The sequence below is a fragment of the Bradyrhizobium retamae genome (assembly GCF_001440415.1).
Lineage (GTDB): Bacteria > Pseudomonadota > Alphaproteobacteria > Rhizobiales > Xanthobacteraceae > Bradyrhizobium > Bradyrhizobium retamae.
The window spans coordinates 40,599-65,774 of record NZ_LLYA01000035.1; the positions used below are offsets into that span (position 1 = coordinate 40,599).

Genomic DNA, 25,176 nt, shown 5'->3' on the forward strand with positions numbered 1-25,176 from the left:
TTCGCTCCTCGCAATGACGACGGTGGATAAACATTCAATGTCCGTAACTACTCTACCATCGCGCGGCGTGGCGCTCCGGCAACCGAACTGGATCGCGCGCTTGTTCGACTACAAGCCGTTCCTGATCGTGATGTGCCTTGCGCCGGCGATCGGGCTGCTGACGGTGTTCCTCACCTACCCGCTCGGCCTCGGCGTCTGGCTTGCCTTCACCGACACCACGATCGGCCAGCGCGGGATCTTCATTGGCCTGGAGAACTTTCAGTACCTGTGGACCGATCCCTTGTGGTGGGGCGCGGTGTTCTACAGCGTGTTCTACACGGCGATCGCGACCTTCGGGAAATTCGCGCTCGGCTTCTGGCTGGCGCTCCTGCTCAACAACCACTTCCCGCTCAAGAGCCTGTTGCGCGCCATCGTGCTGTTGCCGTGGATCGTGCCGACGGTGCTGTCGGCGCTGGCGTTCTGGTGGATCTACGATCCGCAGTTCTCGATCATCTCCTATCTCCTGGTCGATGTGCTGCACATCCGCTCGACCAACATCGACTTCCTCGGCACGCCGTGGCCGGCGCGCTTCTCGCTGATCGCCGCCAACATCTGGCGCGGCATTCCGTTCGTGGCGATCTCGCTCCTGGCGGGCCTGCAGACCATCTCACCCTCACTCTATGAAGCCGCGATGCTGGACGGCGCCACCGCCTGGCAGCGCTTCCGCTACATCACCCTTCCGATGATGATGCCGATTCTGGCGATCGTGATGACGTTCTCGATCATCTTCACTTTTACCGACTTCCAGCTCGTCTATGCCATCACCCGCGGCGGTCCGGTCAATTCCACGCACCTGCTGGCGACGCTGGCGTTCCAGCGCGGCATCGCCGGCGGCGAGCTTGGCGAGGGTGCAGCGATCGCGGTCTCGATGATCCCGTTCCTCGTGTTCGCGACGTTGTTCAGCTACTTCGGCCTGGCGCGCCGCAAATGGCAGCAGGGAGAAGCCAATGACTGACGTAGCTGCCCAATCCACCAACGCCGCCAGCGCCACGCCGGACACCATGGCGTGGGATTCGCGCGCGCGGCGGGTGATGATGATCTACCTGCCGCTGGCCTGCTTCGTGCTGATCCTGCTGTTCCCGTTCTACTGGATGGCGATCACCTCGTTCAAGCCGAACGCGGAGCTGTTGAACTACAAGCAGCACAATCCGTTCTGGATCTCCTCGCCGACGCTGGCGCACATCAAGCATCTCTTGTTCGACACCGCCTATCCGACCTGGCTCAAGACCACGATGTTCGTGGCGATCGGCTCTACCTTCCTGTCGCTGTTCGCTTCGACGCTCGCAGCTTACGCGATCGAGCGCTTGCGCTTCCGCGGCAGCCCCTATGTGGGCCTGGGGATCTATCTCGCCTATCTGGTGCCGCCCTCGATTCTGTTCATTCCGCTAGCGACCGTGATCGTGCAGTTCGGACTGTTCGACTCGCCGATGGCGCTGATCCTGGTGTATCCGACCTTCCTGGTGCCGTTCTGCACCTGGCTATTGATCGGCTATTTCAAGTCGATCCCCTATGAGCTCGAGGAATGCGCGCTGGTCGACGGCGCCACCAGGCTGCAAATCCTGCGCCGGATCACGCTGCCGCTCGCCGTGCCCGGGCTGATCTCGGCCGGCATCTTCTCCTTCACGCTATCGTGGAACGAGTTCATCTACGCACTCGCCTTCATCCAGAGCGGCGCCAACAAGACGGTGCCGGTCGCGATCCTGACCGAACTCGTCACCGGCGACGTCTACCAGTGGGGCGCGCTGATGGCCGGCTCGCTGCTCGGCTCGCTGCCGGTCGCGTTGTTTTATTCGCTATTCGTGGATTACTACGTGTCGTCACTGACCGGCGCGGTGAAGGAGTAACTAGCGAAGCCCAAACGACACCGGCATGGTGAAGCTCATCGAAGCCTGCTTCATGTCGGGCGGAAACGGCGGGAATGGTTGCGCCCGACGAAGCGTCGCCAGACTCTCCGCGTCGAGCGCCGCATGGCCGGTTGATCCAACCAATTTGCTCGCCGTCACCTGACCGCTGCGACTCAGGGTGAAATTCACCCGGCCTACGCCCTGTTTGCCGGTGGCCTTGGCCTCCGGCGGATATTGCTTGAAGCGACGCAGGTGGGCGAGGACGAGCTGGTTGTAGGAAGCAACGGCCGCTGCTGACGCGCCAGAGCTGACCGCCGACGCAGCCGGTGCCTGACGCTCGGCCCGAGGGGAAGCCGTTGTGCGCGGCGCGGGCGGAGCCTCCGCCGGCTTCTTTGCCTCCGCACGCACTACCTTTGGCTTTACCGGCGCTGGCTTTTTCTCGAGCTCGACCTTGGCGGGCTCGGGCTTCGGCGGGGTCGGCTCGGTCTTCTGCTCCGGCGGGGCGACGACCTCCGGTTTCTCCTGTGGCGGTGTCGGCGCAATCTGTTCCGGCACGACCTCCTGCTGCACCGCCTCGGGCGGGGGCGACGCGTCGGCCTGCTGCATCACCGGTCCCGGTGCGAGATCCATCGGTGTCGGCTGCGGCGCGGAAGAGACCGGCGCCATGTCGACCATGATCGCCGGCATCGAGACGCCGGGCGTGGGCCGCTGCGTCGCCCAGTTCACCGCCAATGCGATCAGCGCGACATGCGCCGCCGCGATCGCAAACGCCGATGCGCCCCAGCGCCGGACGCCGGCCTGGTCGGAGATATCATGCAGCGCGAACGCGTTCATGGTGCTTAGCTTCGGCCGTCGAGGCCGACCAGCGCGATCTTGAGATAGCCGGCGTTGCGCAAGAGGTTCATCACCTCCATAAGGTCGCCATAGCTGACGGCCTTGTCGGCGCGCAGAAAGATGCGCTCGTCCTTTTTCCCCTGCGTGGCGCTATCGAGCGTGGAGGTCAGCGCATCTCGCGCAATGACGTCCTCGCCAACCGCAACCGACAGGTCCGGCCTCACGGTGACGAACACCGGCTTGTCCGGGCGCGGCGACGGCTCGACCGCACTCGCCGGGAGATCGACGCCGAGATCGACGGTTGCAAGCGGAGCGGCAACCATGAAGATGATCAGCAGCACCAGCATCACGTCGATGAACGGCGTGACGTTGATCTCGTGATTCTCGACAAGATCGTCGCCGCCGCGCGCGCGTCCGCCGACAACATGTCCGAGCTTCGCGCCCATTGGCTACTCCGCAGCGCGCGCCAGGCGGAACGAACTGCGGTCGCCCTCGCGGCTGATCAGGAGCAGCACCAGCGCCGAGGCATCGCCGAGCAGCGCGCGATGGGCTGAAATCGTGCGGGTGAGATGGTTGTAGATCACGACCGCCGGGATCGCCGCGACCAGACCGAGCGCGGTCGCGAGCAATGCCTCCGCAATGCCGGGCGCGACCACGGCGAGATTGGTGGTCTTGGCTTCGGAAATGCCGATGAAGGAATTCATGATGCCCCAGACCGTGCCGAACAGGCCGACGAACGGCGCGGTGGCGCCGATGGTAGCAAGCACGCCGGTGCCGCGCGCGATCTGCCTGGACATCGCCGCCTCGACCCGCTCAAGCCGCAGCGCGACCCGTTCCTTGAGGCCGTCGTCGAAATGACCGCCGGAGAGACTGGCCTCGCGCGCGGCGGACTGGATGATCTGCGCGACGGCATCGTTGCCGCCACGGGTTTCCTGCTCGGCCTTGGCCAGCACCGTATCGGTTTCCAGCATGCCGAGGCGCCGCCTGGCGGTCGCCGTCTTGCGGCGGATTTCGACGGTCTTGGCCAGCCAGATCGTCCACGTCACCAGCGAAGCGAAGGCCAAGCCCACCATGACCGCCTGCACAACGATGTCCGCATTAACGAACATGTTCCAGGGCGACAGGTTGCGCGGCAGCAGCGCAACATCGGTGGCGGCGAGCGCCGCGCCCGGCATTCCAGCCACGCCGGCAACGCCGCACCAACGGATCATAACGTTCAGCATCGTTCGCTGCATGATCGCCTCCCGGGCTGACAATGCGGATCGGTTACGCCGCGCGGGCGGGCGCGATCCTTTCCGCCAACGCATGAAAGCGCTGCAACTGGTCGCTGCGCAGCGCGCGCTGCTCGTCGCGGCCGACAAACACCTTGAACATGATGCCACCGTCGACGTTGATGAACGCGATGAAGGCCGACGACTTGCCCATGAAGGGCCGCTCGACAAAAGCGATGGCTCCGCAGCGCTCGTGCCGGAGGTGGCCGTGCAGTCCCTTCGGCTGCATCAGGTTGAAGTAACCGCGGCCGATCTCGCCGGCGGGGACGGCGCCGGTGAACTCGAAGATCGCATCGTCGGTGTGGACGATCAGCGTCACCTCGCCCCATTGCGCGACGTCATTCATCGCGGCGGCGAACTCACCGCCGGGGCCGAGGCGCACCATCGTGTCCGGCAGCGCCTCGAGCACGGCGCGCGGCGTGACCTTGCGCTCCCGCGCCACGTCCTCGATCACCGCACCGGGATTCTCCGCCATATGCGCCTTGAGATCGGCAAGGTCCGTGCTCAGCATCGCAGCCTCCCTTACGCGGCGGCGCTGGATTTGCGCTCGCTCAGGATCACCTCGAAACCTTCGAACTTGGGATGGCCGAGGTAGAGGCTTTCGCCGGTCTTGTTGTCGGCGCGGGCATGCGCGCGGCGGAACTCTTCCGATTTGGTCCAGGCTTCGAACGCCACCTTGTCGACCCAGACCGTATGCGACGAATACAGCGTGTGATCCTCGGCAACGGGCCCCTTGAGCAGGTGAAACTCGACGAAGCCGGCCATGTTGCTGAGATAGGACTCGCGCGAGCGCCAGACATTCTCGAAGGCCGCTTCAGAGCCAATCTTCACCTGGAACCGGTTCATCGCGATAAACATTTGAAATCTCCTTGCTGGGTTGCTGGGGTGCGCCTGGCGTACCGTTTGAGTTGGTTGGAAACATGGATGCACCGAAGCCGCGCTGGAGCATCAGCGCGGCTTGGTGCGTTTGGAGGTGATGGTCTCACGCGAGACCCTTGGATTCTTCGTGTCAGGTTCCTCCGAAGTGATATCTGAGGCCGCCCTTGAAGACGATGCCGGCGCCAGCGCTGGCCCATTTGACGTCGTTCTGCGTGTCGCCCGTGCTCCCGACCGGAATAGCGTACGGCCGATAGTACTGGTTGAGAAGATTCTCGACCGAGAAATTGAAGGTGAGATCCCGCGTCGGCTGATACTGCAGATACAGATTGACGAGGTCGTACGACGTTGCCGGCGTGTAGGTCGGAGGAATGTTCCTGTTTGCGATCGCCGACGTCCACAGCATGGAAAGAATGAGCGTCCTGTCGAGCAGCCTGATGCCGGCCGTCGTGGTGATCTTCTGCGGCGGGACGCTATACAGTCCAAATCCTGTCTGCAAGTTCTTGCCATCCTGGAAGGAGCCGGAAATCCCCGCGTACCAGAGGCCGGCGTCATACACCGTCTCGGCCTCGAAGCCCTGAATTCGTGCCGACGCGACGTTCTGATACTGCAGGAACGGCAGGGCGCGGAAAATCGGGTGTGGCGTACCGAACGCAACCTGGTCGATGAAGTCGGTGATATCGTTGCGGAAGAAGTTGATCTTGCCGCGGAAGCTGTCGCCGGCGATGAACAGGTCGTTTTTCCTGATGTTGAAGCCGATCTCTTTGTTTTTCCCGACCTCGGGGCGCAGGTTCGGATTAGGCAGGAAACAGAAGGTGGAGTCCGCGCCCGGCCCCGGCGTACCTGACGGACAACGGAAGAATGAATCGAAGGCGGTAGCGCCGGCATGCGGGCCGTTGACCAGCGTCTCCGTGATCGACGGCGTGCGGTAGCCTTCTGCATAACTGGCATAGGGCGTCACCACCGCCACTGGCATCAATGCGACCGTGATCTTCGGCGACAGCCGGTCGCCCCCCGAAGACGTTGCACCCGACTCCAGGCTGTAGTTGTCGTAACGCAGTGCGCCGATCGTCTCCAACAGCGTGCTGTATGTCGCTTTCCATTGGACAAACCCGCCGGAAACCGTGCGCCGCCCGCCTGGAGTCGTGACATCCGAGGTACCGCGCCGGTCGGCCGTCTTCACGTTGTCCTGGAACGCATCGGCGCCGTAGGTGACCGCATGGTGCCAATCCGCATACTCGAAGCGCGAGGTGTTGTGTGCGTCGAAACCGACCGTATCGAGCAGATAACCGCGGTTGTCGCCGATGCAGCCGGAGACCGGATTGCCCGGCACGCCGCCACAAAAGGCGGAGGGAGTCGTGTTGATGTGGAACGTCTTGATCTGGTCGTTCTCGGTGCGATTCCAATAAACCTTCGCATCCCAGTCGAACACCTTGTCGTCCGGCTGCGAGTATTTCCAGCCGAGCGTCGTCGTGTAGTTCTTTACGTCCGTCCTGTAGATCGACGTGCCGTTAAGGTTATTGGTCCCGTTCGGATTGGTGGAATTGGGATCACCGGCGCGGCGCGGCGGCTGACCTACGTTGTAAAGGTCTTCCTGGAATATCGTGCCGAGCTTGACTTCGTGTCCGTCAGCAGGACGCACGGTCAGCTTGGCGAGGCCAGCGGTGAGCCGGTTTCCAGTATTGGCGACTTCGAAACCAGTGCCGTCCTTGTAGCTTTCCTGCGTGCTGTAGGTGCCGCCGGCAAAGAAATCCACGTTAGGGGTAACGTGGACACCGCCGAACAGCGAACCAAGGGCGCGCCCCTGATTGGTTCCGAGTATGGTCTTTGCGTCGACACCCCAACGCTCGCCCGGGCGAACGACGTCGTCGATGTCCTTGGTGCGGAACGACGCAACGCCGCCGATCGCGCCCGAACCGTAGATGTTGGCCGTCGGCCCCCGCACGATGTCGATGCTGCTGACCAATTCCGGGTTGAGGAAGAAGGAGCCGTTCGCGAAATGGCCGGTGCGCTGATAGTTCTGCCGTGCGCCATCGACCACCACGGCAACGCGACCAAAATCCTGCAAGCCGCGAATATTGATCGAGGTCGACGGCTCGTCGCCGCGATCCTGCACCCACACGCCGGGAATGTTGTAGAGGAGACCGCCGAGCGTGCTGGCTTGGCGGCCCTGGATCTCTTCCAGCGTCACCACGCTGACCGGCGCCAGTGCGTCGATCGCGCGCTCCTCGGTCTTCGACGCCACAACCGTAAGGGTATCCAGCGACTGCACCGGCGCGGCTCCAATCTGCGCCCGCGCATTCATCACCGGCGCCGTCGGCTGTTGCTCCTGCGGCGGCTTCGCCGGCTTGCGCCGCGACTGCTTCTGGCGCTCGGACGCGCCGCTTGCGGCCTGCGTACCCGCCGTCTGCGCGTTGCCGGCTTCCCCGACCAGCAATGCAATTGAAAACACCGACGCGCCCAACAAGAGGGCACGCGAAATCCTAGCCCCGTCAGCCATACAACCCCAGCCCCGATATCTGTTCTTTTGGGTCTGGCTGGCGGGCGCTGCGCGTAACTTGCGAGCTGCTTGCTGGCTGCCACATGGATGCAGGCATTATGCCAACGTCGCATCATGCTTGGTTACGTGGCGGTTCCCGGGCGGTCAAGAACCGCATTCGGCACTTTATATCAATTGTAAAGTGCAGTGGTTGGATTGCGGCCCCGCCCAACTATACAAGCGTGGATCGATTGAATTTTCGGGGCACCAAAGCACAAAATGTCCGCGACAACAGGAGACAAGCTCGGAAGCACCCGGACGCAAGCCGGCAATCCCGCTTCCGCAGCCAGATCGCTGGCGATCAGCGGCAACCGGATCGACAGCCGCGAACTGTTCGCCACCGAGCGCGAAATCATCATCGCGCATGGCGAGGAGCATTATCGCCTGCGGCTGACGTCGCAGAACAAGCTGATCCTGACAAAGTGACCGACCTGGTGAACCCGCAATGACAGTTTGTCGCACGATTGCAGTGTCGGCCGCCGCGGGCTGTTTCCTGCTCGGCGGCGTCGCGCTCGCTGCGGCCGTTACGGTGCATGATGCCCGTGATCGCGACGTCACGATCGCAGACCCCGCGCGGATCGTCTCGATCGGTGGCGCGATCACGGAAATTCTCTATGCGCTCGGCTTCGAGGATCGCCTCGTCGGCGTCGATTCGACCAGCCTCTATCCCGCCGCGGCGCGCGAGAAACCGGATGTCGGCTACATGCGCCAGCTTTCGGCAGAGGGCGTGCTCGGGCTCAATCCCTCCCTGGTGCTGGCCGCGCAAGGGTCCGGGCCGAAGGAAACCATCGACGTGCTGGAGGCTGCCAAGGTGCCGCTGGTGCTGGTGCCCGAAACCTTTTCGGAAGCAGGCCTGCTCGACAAGATCAGGCTGGTCGGCCACGCCATGGACGCGGATAAGCGCGCCGAATGCCTGACCGCGGCCGTGTCGGACGATCTGGCGCAACTGCGCGAGCTACGCGCCAAGGTGACGAAGCCGGTGCGCGTGATGTTCGTGATGTCGCTGTTGAACGGCCGGGCGATGGCCGCCGGAAAGAACACCGCGGCAAACGAGATCATCGCGCTTGCCGGCGGCATCAACGCCATCGACAGCTATGAAGGCTACAAGATCATCAATGACGAGGCGATCGTCGCGGCGAAGCCCGAGGTCGTGCTCTCGATCCAGCGCGGCAAGGATTCGGTGGTCGCGGAGACGGTGTATCTTCATCCGGCCTTCGCGATGACCCCCGTTGCGGCCAACAAGGCCTTCATCTCGATGGAAGGCCTTTATCTGCTCGGCTTCGGGCCGCGCACGGCGGCCGCCGCCCGCGATCTCTCGATCAAGCTCTATCCGGCGCTGGCGCCGCAGGCCGAGAAATTCAAGCCTGCGGCACTCACCGCCGACTGCCGGAAATGACCGTTCTGACCGAGGGTAACGCCAAGCGCCGCAGCGGATACGCGTTGCGCCCTCCGGCCTCACTGACCCTCATTTGCCTGTTCGCCGCGCTGGCCGGTGCAGCGCTGATCGCGCTGACGGTTGGCGCCGCCGGAATTCCGCTGGCGCGGCTGCCGGCCGCGCTCGGCCTGTGGGGTGACGCCGCGGCTGGTCCAAGCCTCGCGCGCGACCAGCTCGTGCTGTGGTCGATCCGGATTCCACGGATCGGTGCGGCCGCGATGATCGGAGCGCTGCTCGCGGCATCGGGCGCCATCATGCAGGGGCTGTTCCGCAACCCCCTCGCCGACCCCGCATTGGTCGGCGTTTCCTCCGGCGGCGCGCTGGCGGCGGCGGCTGCGATCGTCTTCACCGACAGCCAGATCGGCCAGAACTTCCGCTTCATGCAGCATCAGTTGCTGCCGATCGCGGCGTTCGCCGGTTCGCTCGCGACCACCGTCATTCTTTATTCGATCGCGAGCCGCTCCGGGCGGACGTCGATCGCGATTTTCCTGCTGGCCGGCATTGCCATCGCTGCGATCGCCAATGCCGGCATCGGGCTCCTCGTGTTCATCGCCGACGATCGCCAGTTGCGCGATATCACGTTCTGGCTATTGGGCTCGCTGAGCGGCGCGACCTGGCCCAAGCTCGCCACGCTGGCGCCGGTGCTGGGCTTGGCTGCGATCGCCTGCCTCTCGATCGCGCGTGGGCTCGACGTGCTGGTGCTGGGCGAGGCCGAGGCGTTCCATAGCGGCGTCGACGTCGAGCGGCTGAAGCGGATTTCGATCGTGCTGGTGTCGGCGATGACGGGCGTGGCGGTTTCGGTCTGCGGCGTCGTCGGCTTTATCGGCATCGTGGTGCCGCATCTGTTGCGGCTGGTGATCGGGCCGGCGCACCGGTTGCTGCTGCCCGCTTCCATGCTGCTGGGCGCGGTGCTGCTGGTGGGCGCCGATACGCTGGCCCGCACCATCGTGGCGCCCGCGGAAATGCCGATCGGAATCCTGACGGCTGCGATCGGTGCGCCGTTCTTTCTGGCGATGCTGCTCCGCCAGCGCGGGCTGGTTTCGCTATGACCGCCATTCTCGAAGCGCAGTCGGTTTCAATGGTCGTTGGCGGCGCCACGCTGGTCGATGGCATCGATCTTTGCGTCGCCCCCGGCGAGATGGTCGCGATCGTCGGCCCCAACGGCGCCGGCAAATCGACGCTGCTACGGATGCTGTCAGGCGATCTCCGCCCGACGCGCGGCCAGATCAGGCTGAAGCAGCGCGACATCGAAAGCTATCCGCCGCGCCTTCTCGCTTTCCACCGCGCGATGCTGTCGCAGCATGTCAACGTCACCTTCCCGTTCACGGTCGAGGAGATCGTCCATATGGGCGCGGGTGATGCCGGCCGCGCCGCCGCGCAGCGGCTGGTCGATGCGGCGCTCGGTGAGGTCGATCTGGCGCATTTCAGCCAGCGGCAATTACCGACGCTCTCCGGCGGCGAACAGCAGCGTGCGCATTTCGCCCGCGTGCTGGTGCAGCTCGCCTGCGGCGAGGCGCAGCATGGGCCGGGCCTCTTGCTGCTGGACGAGCCGACCTCGAGCCTCGACATGCGCCACCAGATCGACCTGGTGGAAACGGCGAAGCGGCGCGCGCAGAACGGCACGGCCGTTATCGCCGTGCTGCACGACCTCAATCTCGCCATGCGCTTCGCCGATCGCATCGTGCTGTTGCATCGGGGTAAGCTCGCCGTCGATGGCGGCCGCAGCGATGCGATCACAGCCGAGACCATCCGCCGGATCTTTGAGGTCGACGTGAAGATCGACTATACCGACGCCGGCGTGCCGTTCCTGCTGCCGCAGACCATGCGGCCGGCTGCAGTGCAGTAACGCCTAAACCGCAGCCTTATCCAACGCCGTTACGCGGCTTTCACAAAACTGTCAGCCGGCTGTAACAGCTGCTGCGCAAGACACACCGCATCGCTATTCAACAGGAGATCCGCCATGCGCGTGTCATTGCTCTGCTCCGTCGCATCCATGTTTCTGGCTGGCGCCGCCTTCGCTCAAGGTGAAGGCGAGTTTCCCGCCACGCTGAAGGGCCACGCCGTGCTGCCGGCGCAGACCTTTATCGACGCGCCTGCTGATGCGCCTGACGATCTCAAGACATCAGGCAAATACACCACCGGCCGCCGCATCGACGCCGTGGGCACTTTGATGGGCAAGTCCTACGAACGCCCGACCGGCGTTTCGCTGCCGTTCAAGGGCCAGCCGCTGCAGGGCCATTCCGGCATCAAGGTGATGCCGGACGGCTCGTTCTGGCTGCTCACCGACAACGGCATGGGTTCGCGTTACAACTCGGCCGACTCGATGCTCTATCTCAACCGGCACAAGATCGATTGGGCGAGCGGAAAGATCGAGCGACAGGAAACCGTCTTCCTGCACGATCCCGACAAGAAGGTGCCGTTCCGCATTCTCCATGAAGACACCGCCAAGCGCTATCTCACCGGCGCCGACTTCGACACCGAAGGTTTTCAGATCATCGGCGACAGCTTTTGGATCGGCGACGAGTTCGGGCCCTACGTGCTGAAGGCCGACAAGACCGGCAAGGTGCTGGCGGTATCTGAGACGACCGCCGACGGCAAGCCGGTGCGCTCGCCCGATCACTGGTCGGTGCAGTCGCCTGCAGTTCCAGGCGCCAGCTACACCACCGTCAACCTCCGCCGCTCCAAGGGTTATGAAGGCTTTGCCGGCTCGAAGGACGGCAAGTTCCTCTACGGCCTGCTCGAGGGCCCGCTGTGGAATGCCGAGAAGAAGGACGCTGAAAAAGTCGACGGCAAGGAAGCCGCGAGGATCCTCGAATTCGACGTCGCGGCGGAAAAATTCACCGGCCGTTACTGGCACTATGTGTTCGAGCAGAACGGCAACGCCATCGGCGATTTCAACATGATCGATGCGACGAGCGGCCTGATCATCGAGCGCGACAATGGCGAAGGTACCGCCGACAAGGCTTGCCCGGCCGGCCAGCGCGGCGAGAACTGCTTTGCGGACCTCGCCAAATTCAAGCGCGTCTACAAGATCGAGCTCTCCGACGCCAATGTCGGCAAGCCGGTGCGCAAGATCGCCTATGTCGACCTGATGAAGATCAAGGATCCCGACAAGAAGGCGCGCAAACCGCTCAATGACGGCGTGCTGACCTTTCCGTTCTTCACCATCGAGAACGTCGAGCGCGTCGACGAGACGCATATCATCGTCGGCAACGACAACAATCTGCCGTTCTCGTCGAGCCGCGATCCCAACAAGGCTGACGACAACGAGTTCGTGCTGCTGGAGGTGGGGGAGTTCTTGAAGGCGAAGTAGGTCATCTCCCTCTCCCCGCCCTTCGCGGGAGACTTGACTCCCTCTCCCCGCGAAAAGCGGGGAGAGGGAGCAGAGAAGAGCGCTACGGCATCACCGTCTTGCGCCGCCCGATCGCATCAGATCGTGACATCCACTCCGGCAGCGGTGCACCATCCCGATGCCGTCCGCCGGCGCAAGCTGCGGCCCAGGTGGCGACGGCGCCGAGCAAAATCGCGGTCGCGACCGAGAAGGCGAGAATGATGCTGCTGCGCCGTGATCGCGTAATCGCAGTCTTGGCGCTGGCGACGACGCTATCGACGCGCCGCTCCGCATCCGGCGCGGAAAGGCCTGTAAGGGCGCCGACCTGCTGAATTAGATAGGTGCGGTCGTCCGCGCTGAGCCCGCTGTGGCTGGACGTGGTGAGCAGGATGCGCCCTGCTTCGGCCCGCTCCGCGCTAAGATCGACATTGGGTGCTCGGCGACCGGCGCGAAACAGCCGGTCCAGCTCATAGCTCAACAGCGGCTCTGCCGTACTGGCCTGCGCAGAACTGCGCATCGACGGCGTCCGGCTGATCGTGGCCACGCTCACCAGGGCGGCGAGCAGCACTCCCAGGATCACGGCGAGGGACCAGACGCCCAGGCCATGGACGCCGTCTGCCCGTTCAGTGTCCTCCACGGATGCAGCGGCGGTCGCGGTGCGAACGCGGCCGGCGACATAACCGCCAAGGCCGAAGCTCACGATGGCCTGCAGGATGAGGTAGATGCCCGACAGGATCGCGAGCGCTGCGGACGCATCGCGCCATGTCGGCGCGGTCGATGTAACGCCGAGACCGATCGTGGCGCCAAACGTCAGCAGCACGAAAGAAAGCGCGGTCGCCGCAAACGCGCCAAGCACGATCGGCGACCATTGCAGGAAACGCGGCGCGATATCGCTGCGCACCGCAGGAGAGGCGTTTTCCATCGACCCCTCCATGCGTTAGCGAAGGCCGAAGAAGGACAGAATTGCCAGGATCACGACAATGAGACCGACGAGATAGATGAGCCCATGCATGGCTTTCTCCATGTGCCCCGCCGCCATTTCTCATCGACAATCGGTCGGCATTGGCAAAGTTCCTCCCGTCGGCAGGAAAAAGATGCAATCGACGCGGCGCAGCAGAAGTCCTTCGCTCGCTATGAACGCAATGTCCGCTCGTCGACACTTTGCCTGCCGCCCTTGCTTGCCCATATTCAGTGCATACGCCCAAGCACTGGGACCAAGGATTGACCGGACAGCTCGCACTATTTCCCGAAGGCCGGCCCGATGGCCTGCAATACGCGGCCGAATTCATCTCGCGCGAGCTTGAGCGCGAGCTCATTGGCCATGTCTCGGCGTTGCCGCTGCAGCCATTCCAGTTCGGCGCGTTTGAAGGCAGGCGCCGCGTCGCGTCGTTCGGGTTCCGCTACGATTACACACTGCAGCGATTGCAGCCGGCCGAGCCGATTCCGGTATGGCTCGGTCCGCTGATCGAAAAGGTCAAAGCGTATGGCGGGCCCTCGACGCACGTCGCGCAGGTTCTCTGCACCGAATACGATACCGGCGTCGGCATTGGCTGGCACCGCGACAAGCCGCATTTCGGCAGGATCTTTGGCCTGTCGCTCGGATCGTCCTGCAAGTTCCGGTTTCGCCGGGCGGCGGGCGAAAAATGGCAGCGCTACATGCTCGAGGCCGCGCCGCGCTCGGTCTATATGATGTCCGGCGAGTCCCGCGAGGTCTGGGAACACAGCATTCCTCCGGTCGAGGCGAAGCGCTATTCGATCACGTTCCGCACGATGGCTGATCGAAAGACCTGACGGCTCGGCTGCTTGGTCTGATAAGCTGGCTACCGATTCAGATACCGCAGGATGCGATGGCAAGACGTACCGGCAGCGCCGACTTACCCCTGCATGGCGGGCGCGTACCCGCCTGGCTCGGGGTACGCATGTCCTCGCTCGGCGCAATCGTCACCCAGGCGATCGTGCATCATTACGGCCGCGACGAATTCCTGCGGCGGCTATCGCATCCGTTCTGGTTTCAGTCGTTCGGCGCTGTGATGGGCATGGACTGGCATTCGTCCGGCATCACCACCAGCGTGATCGGCGCGCTGAAGCGCGGGCTCAAGCCGCTGGAGAGTGAGCTTGGGATTCATGTCTGCGGCGGCCGTGGCCAGCACTCCCGCAAGACGCCGGACGAGCTTCGCTTGCTCGGCGAACGAACCGGCTTCGACGCTCCCCAATTGGTTCGCGCCAGCCGCCTCGTTGCCAAGGTCGACAGCGCCGCGGTCCAGGACGGTTTTGACCTTTATCTTCACGGCTTTTTCGTTACCGATGACGGCAAATGGACGGTCGTGCAGCAGGGCATGAACGGAGACAAGCGGCAGGCGCGGCGTTACCATTGGCATTCCGAGCAGCTCGAAAGCTTTGTCGACGAACCGCATAGCGCAATCGACGGCCCGCAGCAGGGCGAGATCGTCAACCTCACCGACCACCGTGCCGGGCGGTCGCGCGCGGCGCAGCTTGAATTGCTGAGAGAATTGGGGCCGGATGGCATCGCCAATGAACTGGCGGTTATCGAACGCAAGGAGCCGGCCCAAGCCTTGCTGCCGCATCTGGTGATGCCGGCGCATCATGACGTCAGGTCAAGCGATGTCTTCAGCCGGCGCCTGCACGGCACGCTTGCCGCCGCCGCCGAGCGCGGGCCGGTCGATTTTCCGGAATTGCTGCTGACGCCCGGCGTCGGCCTGCGCACGGTGCGTTCACTGGCGATGGTTGCCGAAGTCGTCCACGGTGCGCCGTATCGGTTCAGCGACCCGGCGCGTTTCTCGCTGGCGCATGGCGGCAAGGACCGCCACCCGTATCCGGTCCCGCTCAAGGTCTACGACGAGACCATTCGCGTGCTGAAGTCCGCGGTGCAGAACGCAAAACTCGGACGCGACGAGGAAATGCAGGCGTTGAAGCGCCTCGATGACCAGTCGCGCCGGCTCGAATGCTCTGCGGAGGGGCCGTCGCTGGACGCGTTCATCGCACGAGAGCGTGCGGCCTCTCCAGAGCTCGACGGCCGCTCGGTGTTCGGATGGGAAGCGGAGTTGAGCGCGCGCAAGAGCAAATGAGCACGGGCTCTCCCTTTCCCGTGAAGAACGGGGAGAGGGAAAGTCGCGCGCCGCGGCGCCAGGCCGCGCTCCATAAATGTGTGCCGCAGCCTCAGCCCGCCGGCAGCATCACCACGCCCTTGTCCCTGGGCCAGCGTATCCGCCAGGCGAAGTTGATGTCTCTCAGCTCACCCGGCTTGGCCTCGAATGCCCACTCCAGCACGCCGCGTCTGTCGCGGATGTTGCTTGCGGTCGGCGGCGTCGTGGACGACAGCATTTCGACCTGGATTTCCTCGTTCTCGCTGACCGGCAACTGGTCCTCGATCGCGATCCGGATAGGGAAATCATGGCCGTTGCGCACGGTGGTCTTGAACGCGCGCTCGTCGGTCTTTGAGGTTGTCACGATCAGGCCAGCCGATCCCTCGTTGCGCTTGAGAACCGCGCGTTCGATCTTGATCTTGTCGTCGGCGCCGAAGCCGAGCCGCACGGTCTCGTCCTTGGCCGCGGCGGCCATCTGCCCGCGGCCGACAAACACGCCGTCGCGGTAGATCGAGACGCGTCCCGGCAATAGCGGCGCGTCCTCGTTCTGCTTGAAGCTGGCTTCGAGGAATGCGGTCGGGTCCTTCACCGGCGCGGCGCGGACCGCGAGATCGGGGGCGATGGTTGCGGTGGAAATGCGCAGACTCTTGGCGCCTTCGCTGGCGCCGAGGCTGACGCGACCGGGAATTTTGAACACCACCTGGAAGCCGCTGACATCGGCCGCGGCCTGCTGTTCGTCGGCACGTTCGGCGAGGGATTCCGCCACCTTTGCGGCAGGCGCCGAGCGCAATCTATTATCCATCGCGCCGCTGACGGACGCTTGAGGCCGCGGCGGTTGCGGGTACTGCACGATCAGCGGATTGAGCTCGGGCGCGCTGCCGCCGCGCGCGGTCCGCACGGTCGACACACTGAGCGCGACGTTCGACCAGTCCTCGCCGGTGGCCTGCGTGATTTCGGCGCGGCGCACCAGTTCGAGCGCGGGCTTGCGATCTTTCGCGCCGGTATCGAGACGGGCATCATAGAGCGGCGTCCAGCGCGCACTGCGCACCGCATAGGTCACGCGCAGCGTCGCCTTGCTCGCGGCGGCCGCTGCGAGCTCGATCCGCACCTCCAGCTTGTTCGGCGGCTTCTGGGCCTTGTCCTGTTCGAGGCGTGCGATTTCGCGGTCGAGGTCGCGCTGCTTGCGCTCGGCATCGCGGATCGCGGCGTCGGTGCTGGCGACTTCTTCGCCAACCGCGGCAAAGGCCGCGCGCCATTCAGATACGGGCCGCGCCTCGCCTTTTTCGCCGATCCCGACCGGCGCGGTATCCGCAAATCGCTCGGCGAATTTGCGCCGCGCTCTCGCCGCATCGATTACGCCCTGCAGGTTGACGCGCTCGTCCTTCAGCGCCTCGATGCGCTTGTCGAGTTCGGGCAAGTTGATCGGCGGCGCCGCGCGCGGCGACTTGGCGTCGATCGCGCCGATCGTGAGCTTTGCGCCGGCCTCACCCTCGACCCGCAGCGACGTGGGGTCGAGCGTCAGCGGAAAATCCTTGAGAAGAGCGGAATTTTCACCGGCCGGCAGATCGAGCGTGACGAGGCGCGTTACGCTGGCGCCGTCGGGATAGACGGTGACAGCATCGACCGCCGAGCTCGCGGCGATGTCGGCGGCCTGCGCCTCACCGGCGGCAAGCGCCGTCAGAACGACGAGGCTCGTCGTCAAAAAGCTGTTCGCAATCAATCGCATGGATACCCTCCTGAACCGCCCGCCGGATGGCGGCGGACAAACAACGCCCACCACTCCCGGTCATGAGACGCAGCGAAGAAGGAATCGGTTCGATCGGGATTTTCGCCGCGGCAGCACCGCGGCGAAGGATCTTCCCCCCCCCGGAAGGAATGGGATGCGCGCTTTAAAACGCCAGCGCCTTGGCCTGCTTCACCTGCGGCAGCGCCTGCACCTTGGCAAGCACGTCGGCCGGCACCGGGCCGTCGATCTCGACCAGCGCGATGGCGTCGCCGCCCTGCTTGACGCGGCCGAGATGGAAGGTGGCGATGTTGATCTTGGCGTCGCCGAGCAGGCTGGCGAAGCTGCCGATGAAGCCGGGCTTGTCCTCGTTGGTGACATAGATCATCGACTTGCCGAACTCGGCATCGACCCGGATGCCCTTGATGTCGACCAGCCGCGGCTTGCCGTCGTGATAGACGGTGCCGGAGACGGATCGCTCCTGCCGTTCGGTGGTGACGGTCACCGTGATCAGGCTTTCGTAATCGCTCTGCGCCGCGCGCACGATCTCGTCGACCACCATGCCGCGCTCTTTCGCGACGACCGGCGCGGAGACCACGTTGACTTCGCCCAGCATCGGGCGCAGCAGGCCCGACAGCACCGCCGAGGTGATCGCCTTGATCTTCATCTCGGCGACGTGTCCCTCATAGGTAATCTGGACTTTCAGGATGCCGCTCTCGGTGAGCTGGCCCGCGAAAGAGCCGAGCTTTTCGGCGAGCTCGATGAACGGCTTCAGCTTCGGCGCTTCCTCCGCCGTGATCGATGGGAAGTTCACCGCATTCGAGATCGCGCCGGTCAGGAGATAATCCGACATTTGCTCGGCAACCTGCAGCGCGACGTTCTCCTGCGCTTCGGTGGTGGAGGCGCCGAGATGCGGCGTGCAGATCACGTTGGGATGGCCGAACAGCACGTTCTTGGTGGCGGGCTCCTCGACGAAGACGTCGAAGGCGGCGCCGGCGACATGCTTGGAATTCAGCGCATCGAGCAACGCCCGCTCGTCGACCAAACCGCCGCGCGCGCAGTTGATAATGCGCACGCCCTTCTTCATCTTGGCGAGCGCCGCCGCGTCGATGATGTTCCTGGTCTTCTCGGTCAGCGGCGTGTGCAACGTGATGAAGTCGGCGCGCCTCAGCAATTCGTCGAGCTCGACCTTCTCGACGCCGATATCCTTGGCGCGCTCCGGCGACAGGAACGGATCGAACGCGACGACCTTCATTTTCAGGCCGAGCGCGCGGTCGGCGGCGATCGAGCCGATATTGCCGCAGCCCACCACCCCTAAGGTCTTGCCGGTGATCTCGACGCCCATGAAGCGGTTCTTCTCCCACTTGCCGGCCTGCGTCGAGGCGTCGGCCTGCGGAATTTCACGCGCCAGCGCCAGCATCAAGGTGATCGCGTGTTCGGCGGTCGTGATCGAGTTGCCGAACGGCGTGTTCATCACGATGATGCCCTTGGCGGTCGCCGCGGGAATCTCGACATTGTCGACGCCGATCCCGGCGCGGCCGATCACCTTGAGCTTCTTGGCCTTGTCGATGATCTTCGCGGTCGCCTTCGTCGCGGAGCGGATCGCCAGGCCGTCGTAATTGCCGATGATCTCGGCGAGCTTGTCCTTGTCCTTACCGAGATTGGGCTGGAAGTCGACCTCGATGCCGCGATCTTTGAAGATCTGGACGGCGGCGGGAGATAGCGCGTCGGAAATGAGAACTTTGGGTTTGGTCATCTGAATGTTTCCTTCAGGAAATCGATCGTCGTCCGGCCGAAGCGCCTCTTGGCGCGTAGAGCCGGGATCCATACTCCGTGCTGTGGTTATGGGTCCGGCTCGCGCTTCGCTTGGCCGGGACGACGGCTAAACAGGAACTAAGCCGCCTTTGGCAGCGCGGCCTTGGTCTCGGCAAACGCCCAGTCGATCCACTGCGTGAGCAGCGCGACGTCGGAGGCCTCCACCGTGGCTCCGCACCAGATCCGCAGGCCCGCGGGCGCATCGCGGTAATAGGCGAAGTCGTAACCGGCGGCTTCCTTCTCCACCAGCGCAACCAGCTTCTTGGAGAACTCGGCCTGCGCGTCGGCGGTCAGTGAGGTGATCGCGGGATCGACGAACTTCAGGCACACCGAAGTGTTGGAGCGGATCGATGCATCCTTGGCCAGGAAGTCGATCCACGGCGTTTTCGCCTTCCAGTCCGACAGCACCTTGGTGTTGGCGTCGGCGCGCGCGATCAGGGCTTTCAGCCCGCCGATCGATTTCGCCCAGTTCAAGGCATCGAGATAGTCCTCGACGCACAGCATCGACGGCGTGTTGATGGTCTCGCCCTCGAAGATGCCCTGGTTGAGCTTGCCGCCCTTGGTGAGGCGGAAAATCTTCGGCAGCGGCCAAGCCGGCTTGTAGGTCTCGAGGCGCTCCACCGCGCGCGGTGAGAGGATCAGCATGCCGTGCGCGGCCTCGCCGCCTAGCGCCTTCTGCCAGGAGAACGTCACCACATCGAGTTTTGCGAAATCGAGTGCTTGCGCAAACGCAGCCGACGTCGCGTCGCAAATCGTGAGGCCTTGGCGGTCCGCGCTGATCCAGTCGGCGTTCGGCACGCGCACGCCTGAAGTCGTGCCGTTCCAGGTGAAGACGATGTCGGAAGCCGGATCGGCTTTGCTCAAATCGGGAAGATCGCCATAGCCGGCGTGCAGCTTGGTGACGTCCTTGAGCTTCAATTCCTTGACGATGTCGCTGACCCAGCCCTCGCCGAAGGATTCCCAGGCGATCGTGGTGACGGGGCGCGCACCGAGCAGCGACCACAACGCCATTTCGACCGCGCCGGTGTCGGACGCCGGCACGATACCGATCTTGTAGTCGGCCGGCACTTCCAGCACTTCGCGCGTCAATTCGATCGCGAGCTTGAGCCTCGCTTTACCGATCTTCGCGCGGTGCGAGCGGCCAAGGGCTGCGTCCTTGAGATTTTGGGGATTCCAGCCGGGGCGCTTGGCACAGGGGCCGGAGGAAAAGTGCGGCACGTTCGGCCGCGAAGCGGGCTTCGCTACGGTCATGAATCTATCCTTCCAGATAGTAAGCCTCCCGTTGGGGGGAGGTGTCCCGCCGCGGTCATTAGGGGAATCGGGCCCGATCGTCAAGAAGCTTCGGGCGCTTCACGCTCGATTGATGCTCCTCGTCCACGCAGGGAGCCGGCTCGTGCTGCAGAAGTTCGGCGGCATCGGTGACCAGTTTGGCGGCCTCTTGCCGGCTCGAGACCTTCAAAATGCTGATGTCCCCGGCCTGCACGACATATTCGCTTCCGATCCGGACAATCGAATATTTTTTCATTGGAAATCCCCAAGCTGCCCAAAGCCCCCATGGGAGAGCCCGGCATAGCGGAGACGTTCGGGTCCGTAAAATCACGGACGCATGCGTAGTTTATCGGTTGTTAACCGGATCGCACAGCGACGACTACCTCAGGCATTCGTCGCAAGCACGCTTCAACCGCGGTTGGCTGATCTTTATTCTGACGCGTTTTCTTTGCGCGAACCGGATGCCATCCCGCATCAAGTGCGGGACAGGCTTCGCTCGAAAACGCCACAGCGATCAAAATCGCAAGGTCATGCCGACATGGCTGCGCGCAAAGCCGAGCCGCTCGTAAAACCGCTGCGCGTCGACGCGGGTGTGATGCGTCAGCAATTCGACCAGTCTGCATTCCCTCGCGCGCGCCTCCACAATCGCCCACTGCACCATTTGCTCGCCGATGCCGCGGCCGCGGCAGTGGCTGGCGACGCGGACATCCTCGATCAGGCCACGCGATGCGCCCTGCGAACTCAGCCCGGGCAGAATGCATAGCTGCAGGCAACCGACCACGGCGCCTTCGCCGTCGTCGGCGACGACGAGAAGGATGTTCGGGTCGAGCTGCAGCCTTTCAAATGCCGTGACATAGGATTGCGGCAGTGGGTCTTCGATCCGCTCACGCGCACCGCCGAGCGGATCGTCAGCTAGCATGGCGATGATGGTGCCGACGTCCTCGCGGCGCGCGGCGCGGATGGTGACCTCAGGGATGGCAGACATGACGATTTCCGGTGAAGTCAGCGCGCCGATGGCAGGCCGAGAAATTTTTCGATCTCGGCGATCCAGCGGCGCACTGCGGCATAGCCGTCGAGATGAAAGCCGCCTTCGTGCGCCACGCGTGTATAGGCCAGGAGCGAGACGTCGGCGAGCGTAACGGCCTCGCCGACCAGAAACGGCGTCAGCGCAAGCTGGTGCTCCATCCGCGTCAGCGCCGCATAGCCGCGCTTGACCTTTTCAGGGTCGAGATCGGATGCCGGCTTCTTCAGGTAGAACATCTGGAAGCGGCAGACGGCGATGTAGGGCTCGTGACTGTATTGTTCCCAGAACAGCCACTCGTCCATCTTCGCTTCCGCGAACGCATCCTGCGGAATGAGACGAGAACCGCGGGCGAGATAGCGGATGATGGCGTTGGATTGCGCCAGCGTGCGACCGTCGTCGAGTTCGATCGTCGGCACCTGGCCGGCGCCATTGCGCTTGAGAAATTCCGCCGTCCGCGTCTCGCCCTTGAGCGTATCGAGCGCCATCCAGGTGTAGGGCAGCGCGAGATGGTCGCACACCCACTTCACCTTCAGGCAATTGCCGGAATTGGTATCGCCGTAGACCTTCATGCGCCGCCCTCGTTAGGGCGATAGTGCAACAGGCGGCGGCAATTCTGTCAACGGCGCCGGAGCGGCGCCGCCGTAGCGGGATCAGAATTTGTAGCCGAGGCCAGCGCGGACCGTGTTGATGGTGGTATCGACGCTCGAAGTAAACCGGAGATACTCCCACTCGGCGCGAAGGAAAAGGCCCGCGTATAGCATCACATCGACGCCGACACCGCCGGCGAAACCGGTGATGAAATGAGAGTTGGCGTTGTCCGTCAGGCTACCACCTCCCGAGTAGTTGGGCAGCGGTGGAATGGCCGAGCCGACATATTGATAGTTAGCGGCATAATCGGCCCTGCGGTTGATATTCGCCTGCCCCATTGCAATGCCGGCAAATCCATAGGGCAAGAAGTTGTCGATAGCGTATCCGCCGCGCACCCGCAGCGAGCCGTAATCGGTGACTTTCATCGACGCGCTCGAGGATATCGCAACGGTGGACACATAGTCGGCCGGATACTGAAACGAGCGGGCTTGCGCGCCGCTGTTGGCTCCAAAAAAATTGCCATGGGTGTAGTTCAGTTCGATGGCGACGACGGCTTCGGTCCACTGCCAATTATACCCGATGAACCCGCCAAAGCCGCTATTTTGCATATGGGCCTTGCCGTGCACCGGCCACCTCGAGATGCTGAACTCCGATTCCAGATCGAGATTGTTCATCAGCTTGGCGAGCAAGTCCTGGCCGGAATTGGTGAAGTCCATGTCCGCCGCGCCGTGAGAAGCGTGGCCACCGATATAGCCGCCGCCCCAGTTGACGTTGCTTGCGCTCAGTCCGTCGGTGAAGCTGCCGCGGAGAAACGGCATATCAGCCGCCTGCGCACCACTTACCGCTCCACACATCACCGCAACAAATAAAAAACGACGCATCGCAACGCTCCATCGCCCCACTCTGAACTTGCGCTGATCATCGCCTGTTAACCTTAACCAATGGTTGTCGCGCCTTCCGATTGGCGCAATCTTACCGAAAAGCGGGCGAATATTTTTCGTCAGCCGCCGCGTGCGCATCGGCACGCGCAAAAGCAAAACGGCGCGGGAAGCTCCCGCGCCGTCTGCAAATATTAACGAGTGAAGGTCGCGATTAACCTTTGCGGATCAGCGGCGGCGGTGCGTAGACCTGCGGAGATTCCAGATTCCAACGCACGCCGAGCTTCAGATCATGCGAGGTGATATCCTTGAACTTGAAAACATTGTTGGTGGTTACCCCGGTGTAGTCCGAGAGGATGCCGGTTTGTCCTTCACCCAGATTGACATAACTGTAGGCAAGTTCGAGCACGAGATTCGGATTGACGTTATAGGCAAGACCAGCGTGGGCTGCCCACGCGAAATTCCACTTCGAGCCGGTCGGCGCGCTCGCGAAACTCGTCGTTGTGAATGGCAGGTTGTTCGTTCCCGTATCCGTAAAATTCGAGATCGTCACGCGCGCGCCCCCGACGCCGGCACCGATGAACGGGGTAATGCACCACCAGGTGCCGAGATCGACATAGGCATTGGCCATCACCAGCCACTCGGACTTGCTGCCACCGTAATTGTCGATCCCACTATAAGCGATGCCGCCGGCAGTTCCGGTGAAGCGGTCGGTCGCTTTAAAATTGGCGTTGCCACGATACTGCCCGGTCACGTCAGCACGGAACCAGTTGTTGAGCCGGTACCCGACACCGATTCCATAGATGCCTGCAGTGTCGAACGCAGACTGCTGCTCGAACGATGTCAGCTCCGAATAGGCGGATTCACGGCCATAGTGAACGTCCTTCACTTTCTGATTGCTGAAGCCGATGTCGCCGCGCAGATACCAGCCGCCGAAATCCTCGACCACCGGGGCCGGAGCGTACGGAGGGGGCGCAATCGCCATGTCGGCAGCAAACGCCGCCTGGGACAACAAAGTGGCCGCACCGGCGGCAATGAAAGACTTAACGCTACGCATGGGTTCGTCCTTTTGTCCGGTGAGGCTGAACTGCAAAGGGGCCCCACTTCAAAATCCACGGACGAACGATGGCATCAAATGCTTAAACGGCGCTTAACCCTAATTTTTAAGGTTGATAATCTCTGACTTTTTTCACGGCGCCGCTTGCGACGCGAGTCTCGATGCACTGCACACGACACATGAAGCGAAAGCGCCATACACCCTAACGATATATCGAGAATCAGCGCGCTGCCGCGCCGTTAAGACTTTGTTGATGCGGCGAGCTACGCCCTCGCCTCGCGGTAACTCGTCAGCGCACGTGCTTTGGCATCTTCGGCAGGAACACCGCGAGCAGGCCGAGCGCGGGCAGGAATGCGCAGAGGTGATAGACGAAGGCGATGCCGGTGTGATCGGCAAGCTTGCCGAGCACCGCCGCGCCCAGTCCGCCGATACCGAAGGCCACGCCGAAGAACACGCCGGAGATCATTCCGAAGCGATGCGGCATCAGCTCCTGCGCGAACACGATGATGGAGGACGTCGCTGACGAAATGATCAGGCCGATGAACACCGTCAGCACGGCGCTCGCGTAGAGGCCGGCATAGGGCAGCGCCAGCGTGAACGGCAGCGCGCCGAGGATCGAGAACCAGATGACGTATTTGCGCCCGAAGCGATCGCCGAGCGGCCCGCCGAAAAATGCGCCCACCGCATTGGCGGCAAGAAACAGGAAGAGATAGAGCTGGGCTGCCTGCGTCGACACCTGAAACTTTTCGATTAGATAGAAGATGTAGTAGCTCGACAGGCTCGACACGTAGAGCTGCTTGGAGAACAACAGCGCAACCAGCACCGCGAGCGCGATTCTGACGCGCCGGGAATCCGGCAGGTCCGGATGACGTTCCACCGCCGCCGCTTTCTTCGTCGTGATCTGCGGCTTGTACCAGACCCCGATCCGCCACAGGATTACGATCGCCAGAAACGCGATCGACGAAAACCAGGCGATCGAGGGCTGGCCGAACGGCACCACGATCAGCGCCGCCAGCACCGGTCCCATCGACGTACCGAAACTGCCGCCGAGCTGAAACACCGATTGCGCGAAGCCGTAGCGCCCGCCGGAAGCCAGCCGCGCGATCCGCGCCGACTCCGGGTGAAACACCGCAGACCCAAGTCCGACCAGCGCCGCCGCGATCAGGATGATCGGATAGAGATGCGCGACGCTGAGCAATAGCAAGCCGAAGAACGTAAAGCCCATGCCTATCGCAAGCGAGAACGGCTGCGCCTTCTTGTCGGTGAAGTGCCCGACGACGGGCTGCAGCAGCGACGCGGTGAACTGAAACGCCAGCGTGATCATGCCGATCTGCGCGTAGTCGAGCGCGTAGGCGTCCTTCAGGATCGGATAGACGGACGCAATCAACGACTGCATGGTGTCGTTGAGGAAATGCGAGAAGCTGATGCCGGCAAGCACGATGTAGGCCGGCCCTGCCGCCGCCGCTTTCGCGGCAAGCCCCGGCGCCGCGTCCGACACGACCACCGGCGCGGTCGCGGTTTCCTCAGTTACGATGACGGGCTTGTTCAA

At 63.3% G+C, this 25,176-nt stretch carries 25 protein-coding genes; 9 read left to right on the forward strand and 16 right to left on the reverse strand.

The features are described from left to right. Positions 1–37: 37 nt before the first annotated feature. Positions 38–994, forward strand: coding sequence for a carbohydrate ABC transporter permease (locus CQ13_RS06495; protein ID WP_057842302.1), 957 nt, complete (start codon positions 38–40; stop codon positions 992–994). Continuing rightward, complete coding sequence (locus CQ13_RS06500; protein WP_057842177.1) at positions 987–1,883, forward strand: carbohydrate ABC transporter permease; 897 nt, start codon at positions 987–989, stop codon at positions 1,881–1,883. Before CQ13_RS06495 ends, CQ13_RS06500 begins: the two co-directional genes overlap by 8 nt. Here CQ13_RS06500 and CQ13_RS06505 read toward each other — a convergent pair whose 3' ends face one another. From CQ13_RS06505 to CQ13_RS06530, 6 genes are all read right to left on the reverse strand, one after another. Beyond that, positions 1,884–2,717: an energy transducer TonB family protein gene (locus CQ13_RS06505; RefSeq protein ID WP_057842178.1), complete on the reverse strand. Its 834-nt coding sequence runs from the start codon at positions 2,715–2,717 to the stop codon at positions 1,884–1,886. It lies immediately after the preceding gene. Between the two features lie 5 nt (positions 2,718–2,722). Further along, positions 2,723–3,163, reverse strand: a complete 441-nt coding sequence (gene exbD, locus CQ13_RS06510; protein ID WP_057842179.1) for a TonB system transport protein ExbD — start codon at positions 3,161–3,163, stop codon at positions 2,723–2,725. Positions 3,164–3,166: 3 nt separating this feature from the next. Further along, positions 3,167–3,928, reverse strand: a complete 762-nt coding sequence (gene exbB / locus CQ13_RS06515; protein ID WP_430649663.1) for a tonB-system energizer ExbB — start codon at positions 3,926–3,928, stop codon at positions 3,167–3,169. Positions 3,929–3,983: 55 nt separating this feature from the next. Continuing rightward, entirely contained in the window at positions 3,984–4,499 is a 516-nt protein-coding gene (gene hutX, locus CQ13_RS06520) for a heme utilization cystosolic carrier protein HutX (RefSeq protein ID WP_057842180.1), read from the reverse strand. Between the two features lie 11 nt (positions 4,500–4,510). Beyond that, on the reverse strand, positions 4,511–4,846 hold the full coding sequence (gene hmuQ, locus CQ13_RS06525; protein WP_057842181.1) for a heme-degrading protein HmuQ: 336 nt from the start codon (positions 4,844–4,846) through the stop codon (positions 4,511–4,513). 151 nt (positions 4,847–4,997) lie between these two features. Continuing rightward, the gene (locus tag CQ13_RS06530) at positions 4,998–7,364 is read right to left on the reverse strand and encodes a TonB-dependent hemoglobin/transferrin/lactoferrin family receptor (RefSeq protein ID WP_057842182.1); all 2,367 of its coding nucleotides are present in this window, start codon (positions 7,362–7,364) and stop codon (positions 4,998–5,000) included. A gap of 258 nt (positions 7,365–7,622) precedes the next feature. Here CQ13_RS06530 and hemP point away from each other — a divergent pair, with 258 nt between their 5' ends. From hemP to CQ13_RS06555, 5 genes are all read left to right on the forward strand, one after another. After that, positions 7,623–7,829 (forward strand): hemin uptake protein HemP, encoded by a 207-nt coding sequence (gene hemP, locus CQ13_RS06535; RefSeq protein WP_057842183.1) that lies wholly within the window; start codon positions 7,623–7,625, stop codon positions 7,827–7,829. A gap of 19 nt (positions 7,830–7,848) precedes the next feature. Next, positions 7,849–8,799: a heme/hemin ABC transporter substrate-binding protein gene (locus tag CQ13_RS06540; RefSeq protein WP_057842184.1), complete on the forward strand. Its 951-nt coding sequence runs from the start codon at positions 7,849–7,851 to the stop codon at positions 8,797–8,799. Further along, positions 8,796–9,887, forward strand: a complete 1,092-nt coding sequence (locus CQ13_RS06545; protein WP_057842185.1) for a FecCD family ABC transporter permease — start codon at positions 8,796–8,798, stop codon at positions 9,885–9,887. The genes CQ13_RS06540 and CQ13_RS06545 overlap by 4 nt, the downstream gene beginning before the upstream one ends. Continuing rightward, complete coding sequence (locus CQ13_RS06550) at positions 9,884–10,684, forward strand: heme ABC transporter ATP-binding protein (protein ID WP_057842186.1); 801 nt, start codon at positions 9,884–9,886, stop codon at positions 10,682–10,684. Before CQ13_RS06545 ends, CQ13_RS06550 begins: the two co-directional genes overlap by 4 nt. A 114-nt stretch (positions 10,685–10,798) precedes the next feature. Next, entirely contained in the window at positions 10,799–12,151 is a 1,353-nt protein-coding gene (locus CQ13_RS06555; protein ID WP_057842187.1) for an esterase-like activity of phytase family protein, read from the forward strand. Between the two features lie 82 nt (positions 12,152–12,233). Here CQ13_RS06555 and CQ13_RS06560 read toward each other — a convergent pair whose 3' ends face one another. Continuing rightward, positions 12,234–13,091: a hypothetical protein gene (locus CQ13_RS06560; protein ID WP_245309056.1), complete on the reverse strand. Its 858-nt coding sequence runs from the start codon at positions 13,089–13,091 to the stop codon at positions 12,234–12,236. 299 nt (positions 13,092–13,390) lie between these two features. Between CQ13_RS06560 and CQ13_RS06565 the strand changes: the two genes are divergently transcribed. After that, the gene (locus CQ13_RS06565) at positions 13,391–13,960 is read left to right on the forward strand and encodes an alpha-ketoglutarate-dependent dioxygenase AlkB (protein ID WP_057842189.1); all 570 of its coding nucleotides are present in this window, start codon (positions 13,391–13,393) and stop codon (positions 13,958–13,960) included. A gap of 56 nt (positions 13,961–14,016) precedes the next feature. Next, the gene (locus tag CQ13_RS06570) at positions 14,017–15,255 is read left to right on the forward strand and encodes a DUF763 domain-containing protein (RefSeq protein ID WP_057842190.1); all 1,239 of its coding nucleotides are present in this window, start codon (positions 14,017–14,019) and stop codon (positions 15,253–15,255) included. Positions 15,256–15,346: 91 nt separating this feature from the next. On the opposite strand, the gene CQ13_RS06575 is transcribed toward CQ13_RS06570, so the two are convergent. From CQ13_RS06575 to CQ13_RS06615, 9 genes are all read right to left on the reverse strand, one after another. Continuing rightward, entirely contained in the window at positions 15,347–16,999 is a 1,653-nt protein-coding gene (locus CQ13_RS06575) for a mucoidy inhibitor MuiA family protein (protein ID WP_057842191.1), read from the reverse strand. A gap of 163 nt (positions 17,000–17,162) precedes the next feature. Continuing rightward, the gene (gene serA, locus CQ13_RS06580; RefSeq protein ID WP_057842192.1) at positions 17,163–18,752 is read right to left on the reverse strand and encodes a phosphoglycerate dehydrogenase; all 1,590 of its coding nucleotides are present in this window, start codon (positions 18,750–18,752) and stop codon (positions 17,163–17,165) included. 137 nt (positions 18,753–18,889) lie between these two features. Beyond that, a complete protein-coding gene (locus CQ13_RS06585) occupies positions 18,890–20,062 on the reverse strand; it encodes a phosphoserine transaminase (RefSeq protein ID WP_057842193.1) in 1,173 nt (390 codons plus the stop codon). A gap of 58 nt (positions 20,063–20,120) precedes the next feature. Beyond that, complete coding sequence (locus tag CQ13_RS06590) at positions 20,121–20,336, reverse strand: hypothetical protein (protein ID WP_057842194.1); 216 nt, start codon at positions 20,334–20,336, stop codon at positions 20,121–20,123. A 258-nt stretch (positions 20,337–20,594) separates the two neighbouring features. Beyond that, complete coding sequence (locus CQ13_RS06595; RefSeq protein WP_057842195.1) at positions 20,595–21,065, reverse strand: GNAT family N-acetyltransferase; 471 nt, start codon at positions 21,063–21,065, stop codon at positions 20,595–20,597. Between the two features lie 17 nt (positions 21,066–21,082). After that, complete coding sequence (locus CQ13_RS06600; RefSeq protein WP_057842196.1) at positions 21,083–21,673, reverse strand: glutathione S-transferase family protein; 591 nt, start codon at positions 21,671–21,673, stop codon at positions 21,083–21,085. 81 nt (positions 21,674–21,754) lie between these two features. Further along, entirely contained in the window at positions 21,755–22,729 is a 975-nt protein-coding gene (locus CQ13_RS06605) for an outer membrane protein (protein ID WP_347337014.1), read from the reverse strand. A 55-nt stretch (positions 22,730–22,784) separates the two neighbouring features. Beyond that, entirely contained in the window at positions 22,785–23,627 is an 843-nt protein-coding gene (locus CQ13_RS06610) for an outer membrane protein (RefSeq protein ID WP_082637347.1), read from the reverse strand. Positions 23,628–23,916: 289 nt separating this feature from the next. Beyond that, positions 23,917–25,176, reverse strand: coding sequence for an MFS transporter (locus tag CQ13_RS06615; protein WP_057842198.1), 1,260 nt, complete (start codon positions 25,174–25,176; stop codon positions 23,917–23,919).

Coding starts and splice junctions, on each gene's coding strand:
- CQ13_RS06495 (WP_057842302.1), top strand. CDS start 38: ATGTCCGTAACTACTCTACCATCGCGCGGCGTGGCGCTCCGGCAACCG.
- CQ13_RS06500 (WP_057842177.1), top strand. CDS start 987: ATGACTGACGTAGCTGCCCAATCCACCAACGCCGCCAGCGCCACGCCG.
- CQ13_RS06505 (WP_057842178.1), bottom strand. CDS start 2,717: ATGAACGCGTTCGCGCTGCATGATATCTCCGACCAGGCCGGCGTCCGG.
- exbD (WP_057842179.1), bottom strand. CDS start 3,163: ATGGGCGCGAAGCTCGGACATGTTGTCGGCGGACGCGCGCGCGGCGGC.
- exbB (WP_430649663.1), bottom strand. CDS start 3,928: ATGATCCGTTGGTGCGGCGTTGCCGGCGTGGCTGGAATGCCGGGCGCG.
- hutX (WP_057842180.1), bottom strand. CDS start 4,499: ATGCTGAGCACGGACCTTGCCGATCTCAAGGCGCATATGGCGGAGAAT.
- hmuQ (WP_057842181.1), bottom strand. CDS start 4,846: ATGTTTATCGCGATGAACCGGTTCCAGGTGAAGATTGGCTCTGAAGCG.
- CQ13_RS06530 (WP_057842182.1), bottom strand. CDS start 7,364: ATGGCTGACGGGGCTAGGATTTCGCGTGCCCTCTTGTTGGGCGCGTCG.
- hemP (WP_057842183.1), top strand. CDS start 7,623: ATGTCCGCGACAACAGGAGACAAGCTCGGAAGCACCCGGACGCAAGCC.
- CQ13_RS06540 (WP_057842184.1), top strand. CDS start 7,849: ATGACAGTTTGTCGCACGATTGCAGTGTCGGCCGCCGCGGGCTGTTTC.
- CQ13_RS06545 (WP_057842185.1), top strand. CDS start 8,796: ATGACCGTTCTGACCGAGGGTAACGCCAAGCGCCGCAGCGGATACGCG.
- CQ13_RS06550 (WP_057842186.1), top strand. CDS start 9,884: ATGACCGCCATTCTCGAAGCGCAGTCGGTTTCAATGGTCGTTGGCGGC.
- CQ13_RS06555 (WP_057842187.1), top strand. CDS start 10,799: ATGCGCGTGTCATTGCTCTGCTCCGTCGCATCCATGTTTCTGGCTGGC.
- CQ13_RS06560 (WP_245309056.1), bottom strand. CDS start 13,091: ATGGAAAACGCCTCTCCTGCGGTGCGCAGCGATATCGCGCCGCGTTTC.
- CQ13_RS06570 (WP_057842190.1), top strand. CDS start 14,017: ATGGCAAGACGTACCGGCAGCGCCGACTTACCCCTGCATGGCGGGCGC.
- CQ13_RS06575 (WP_057842191.1), bottom strand. CDS start 16,999: ATGCGATTGATTGCGAACAGCTTTTTGACGACGAGCCTCGTCGTTCTG.
- serA (WP_057842192.1), bottom strand. CDS start 18,752: ATGACCAAACCCAAAGTTCTCATTTCCGACGCGCTATCTCCCGCCGCC.
- CQ13_RS06585 (WP_057842193.1), bottom strand. CDS start 20,062: ATGACCGTAGCGAAGCCCGCTTCGCGGCCGAACGTGCCGCACTTTTCC.
- CQ13_RS06590 (WP_057842194.1), bottom strand. CDS start 20,336: ATGAAAAAATATTCGATTGTCCGGATCGGAAGCGAATATGTCGTGCAG.
- CQ13_RS06595 (WP_057842195.1), bottom strand. CDS start 21,065: ATGTCTGCCATCCCTGAGGTCACCATCCGCGCCGCGCGCCGCGAGGAC.
- CQ13_RS06600 (WP_057842196.1), bottom strand. CDS start 21,673: ATGAAGGTCTACGGCGATACCAATTCCGGCAATTGCCTGAAGGTGAAG.
- CQ13_RS06610 (WP_082637347.1), bottom strand. CDS start 23,627: ATGCGTAGCGTTAAGTCTTTCATTGCCGCCGGTGCGGCCACTTTGTTG.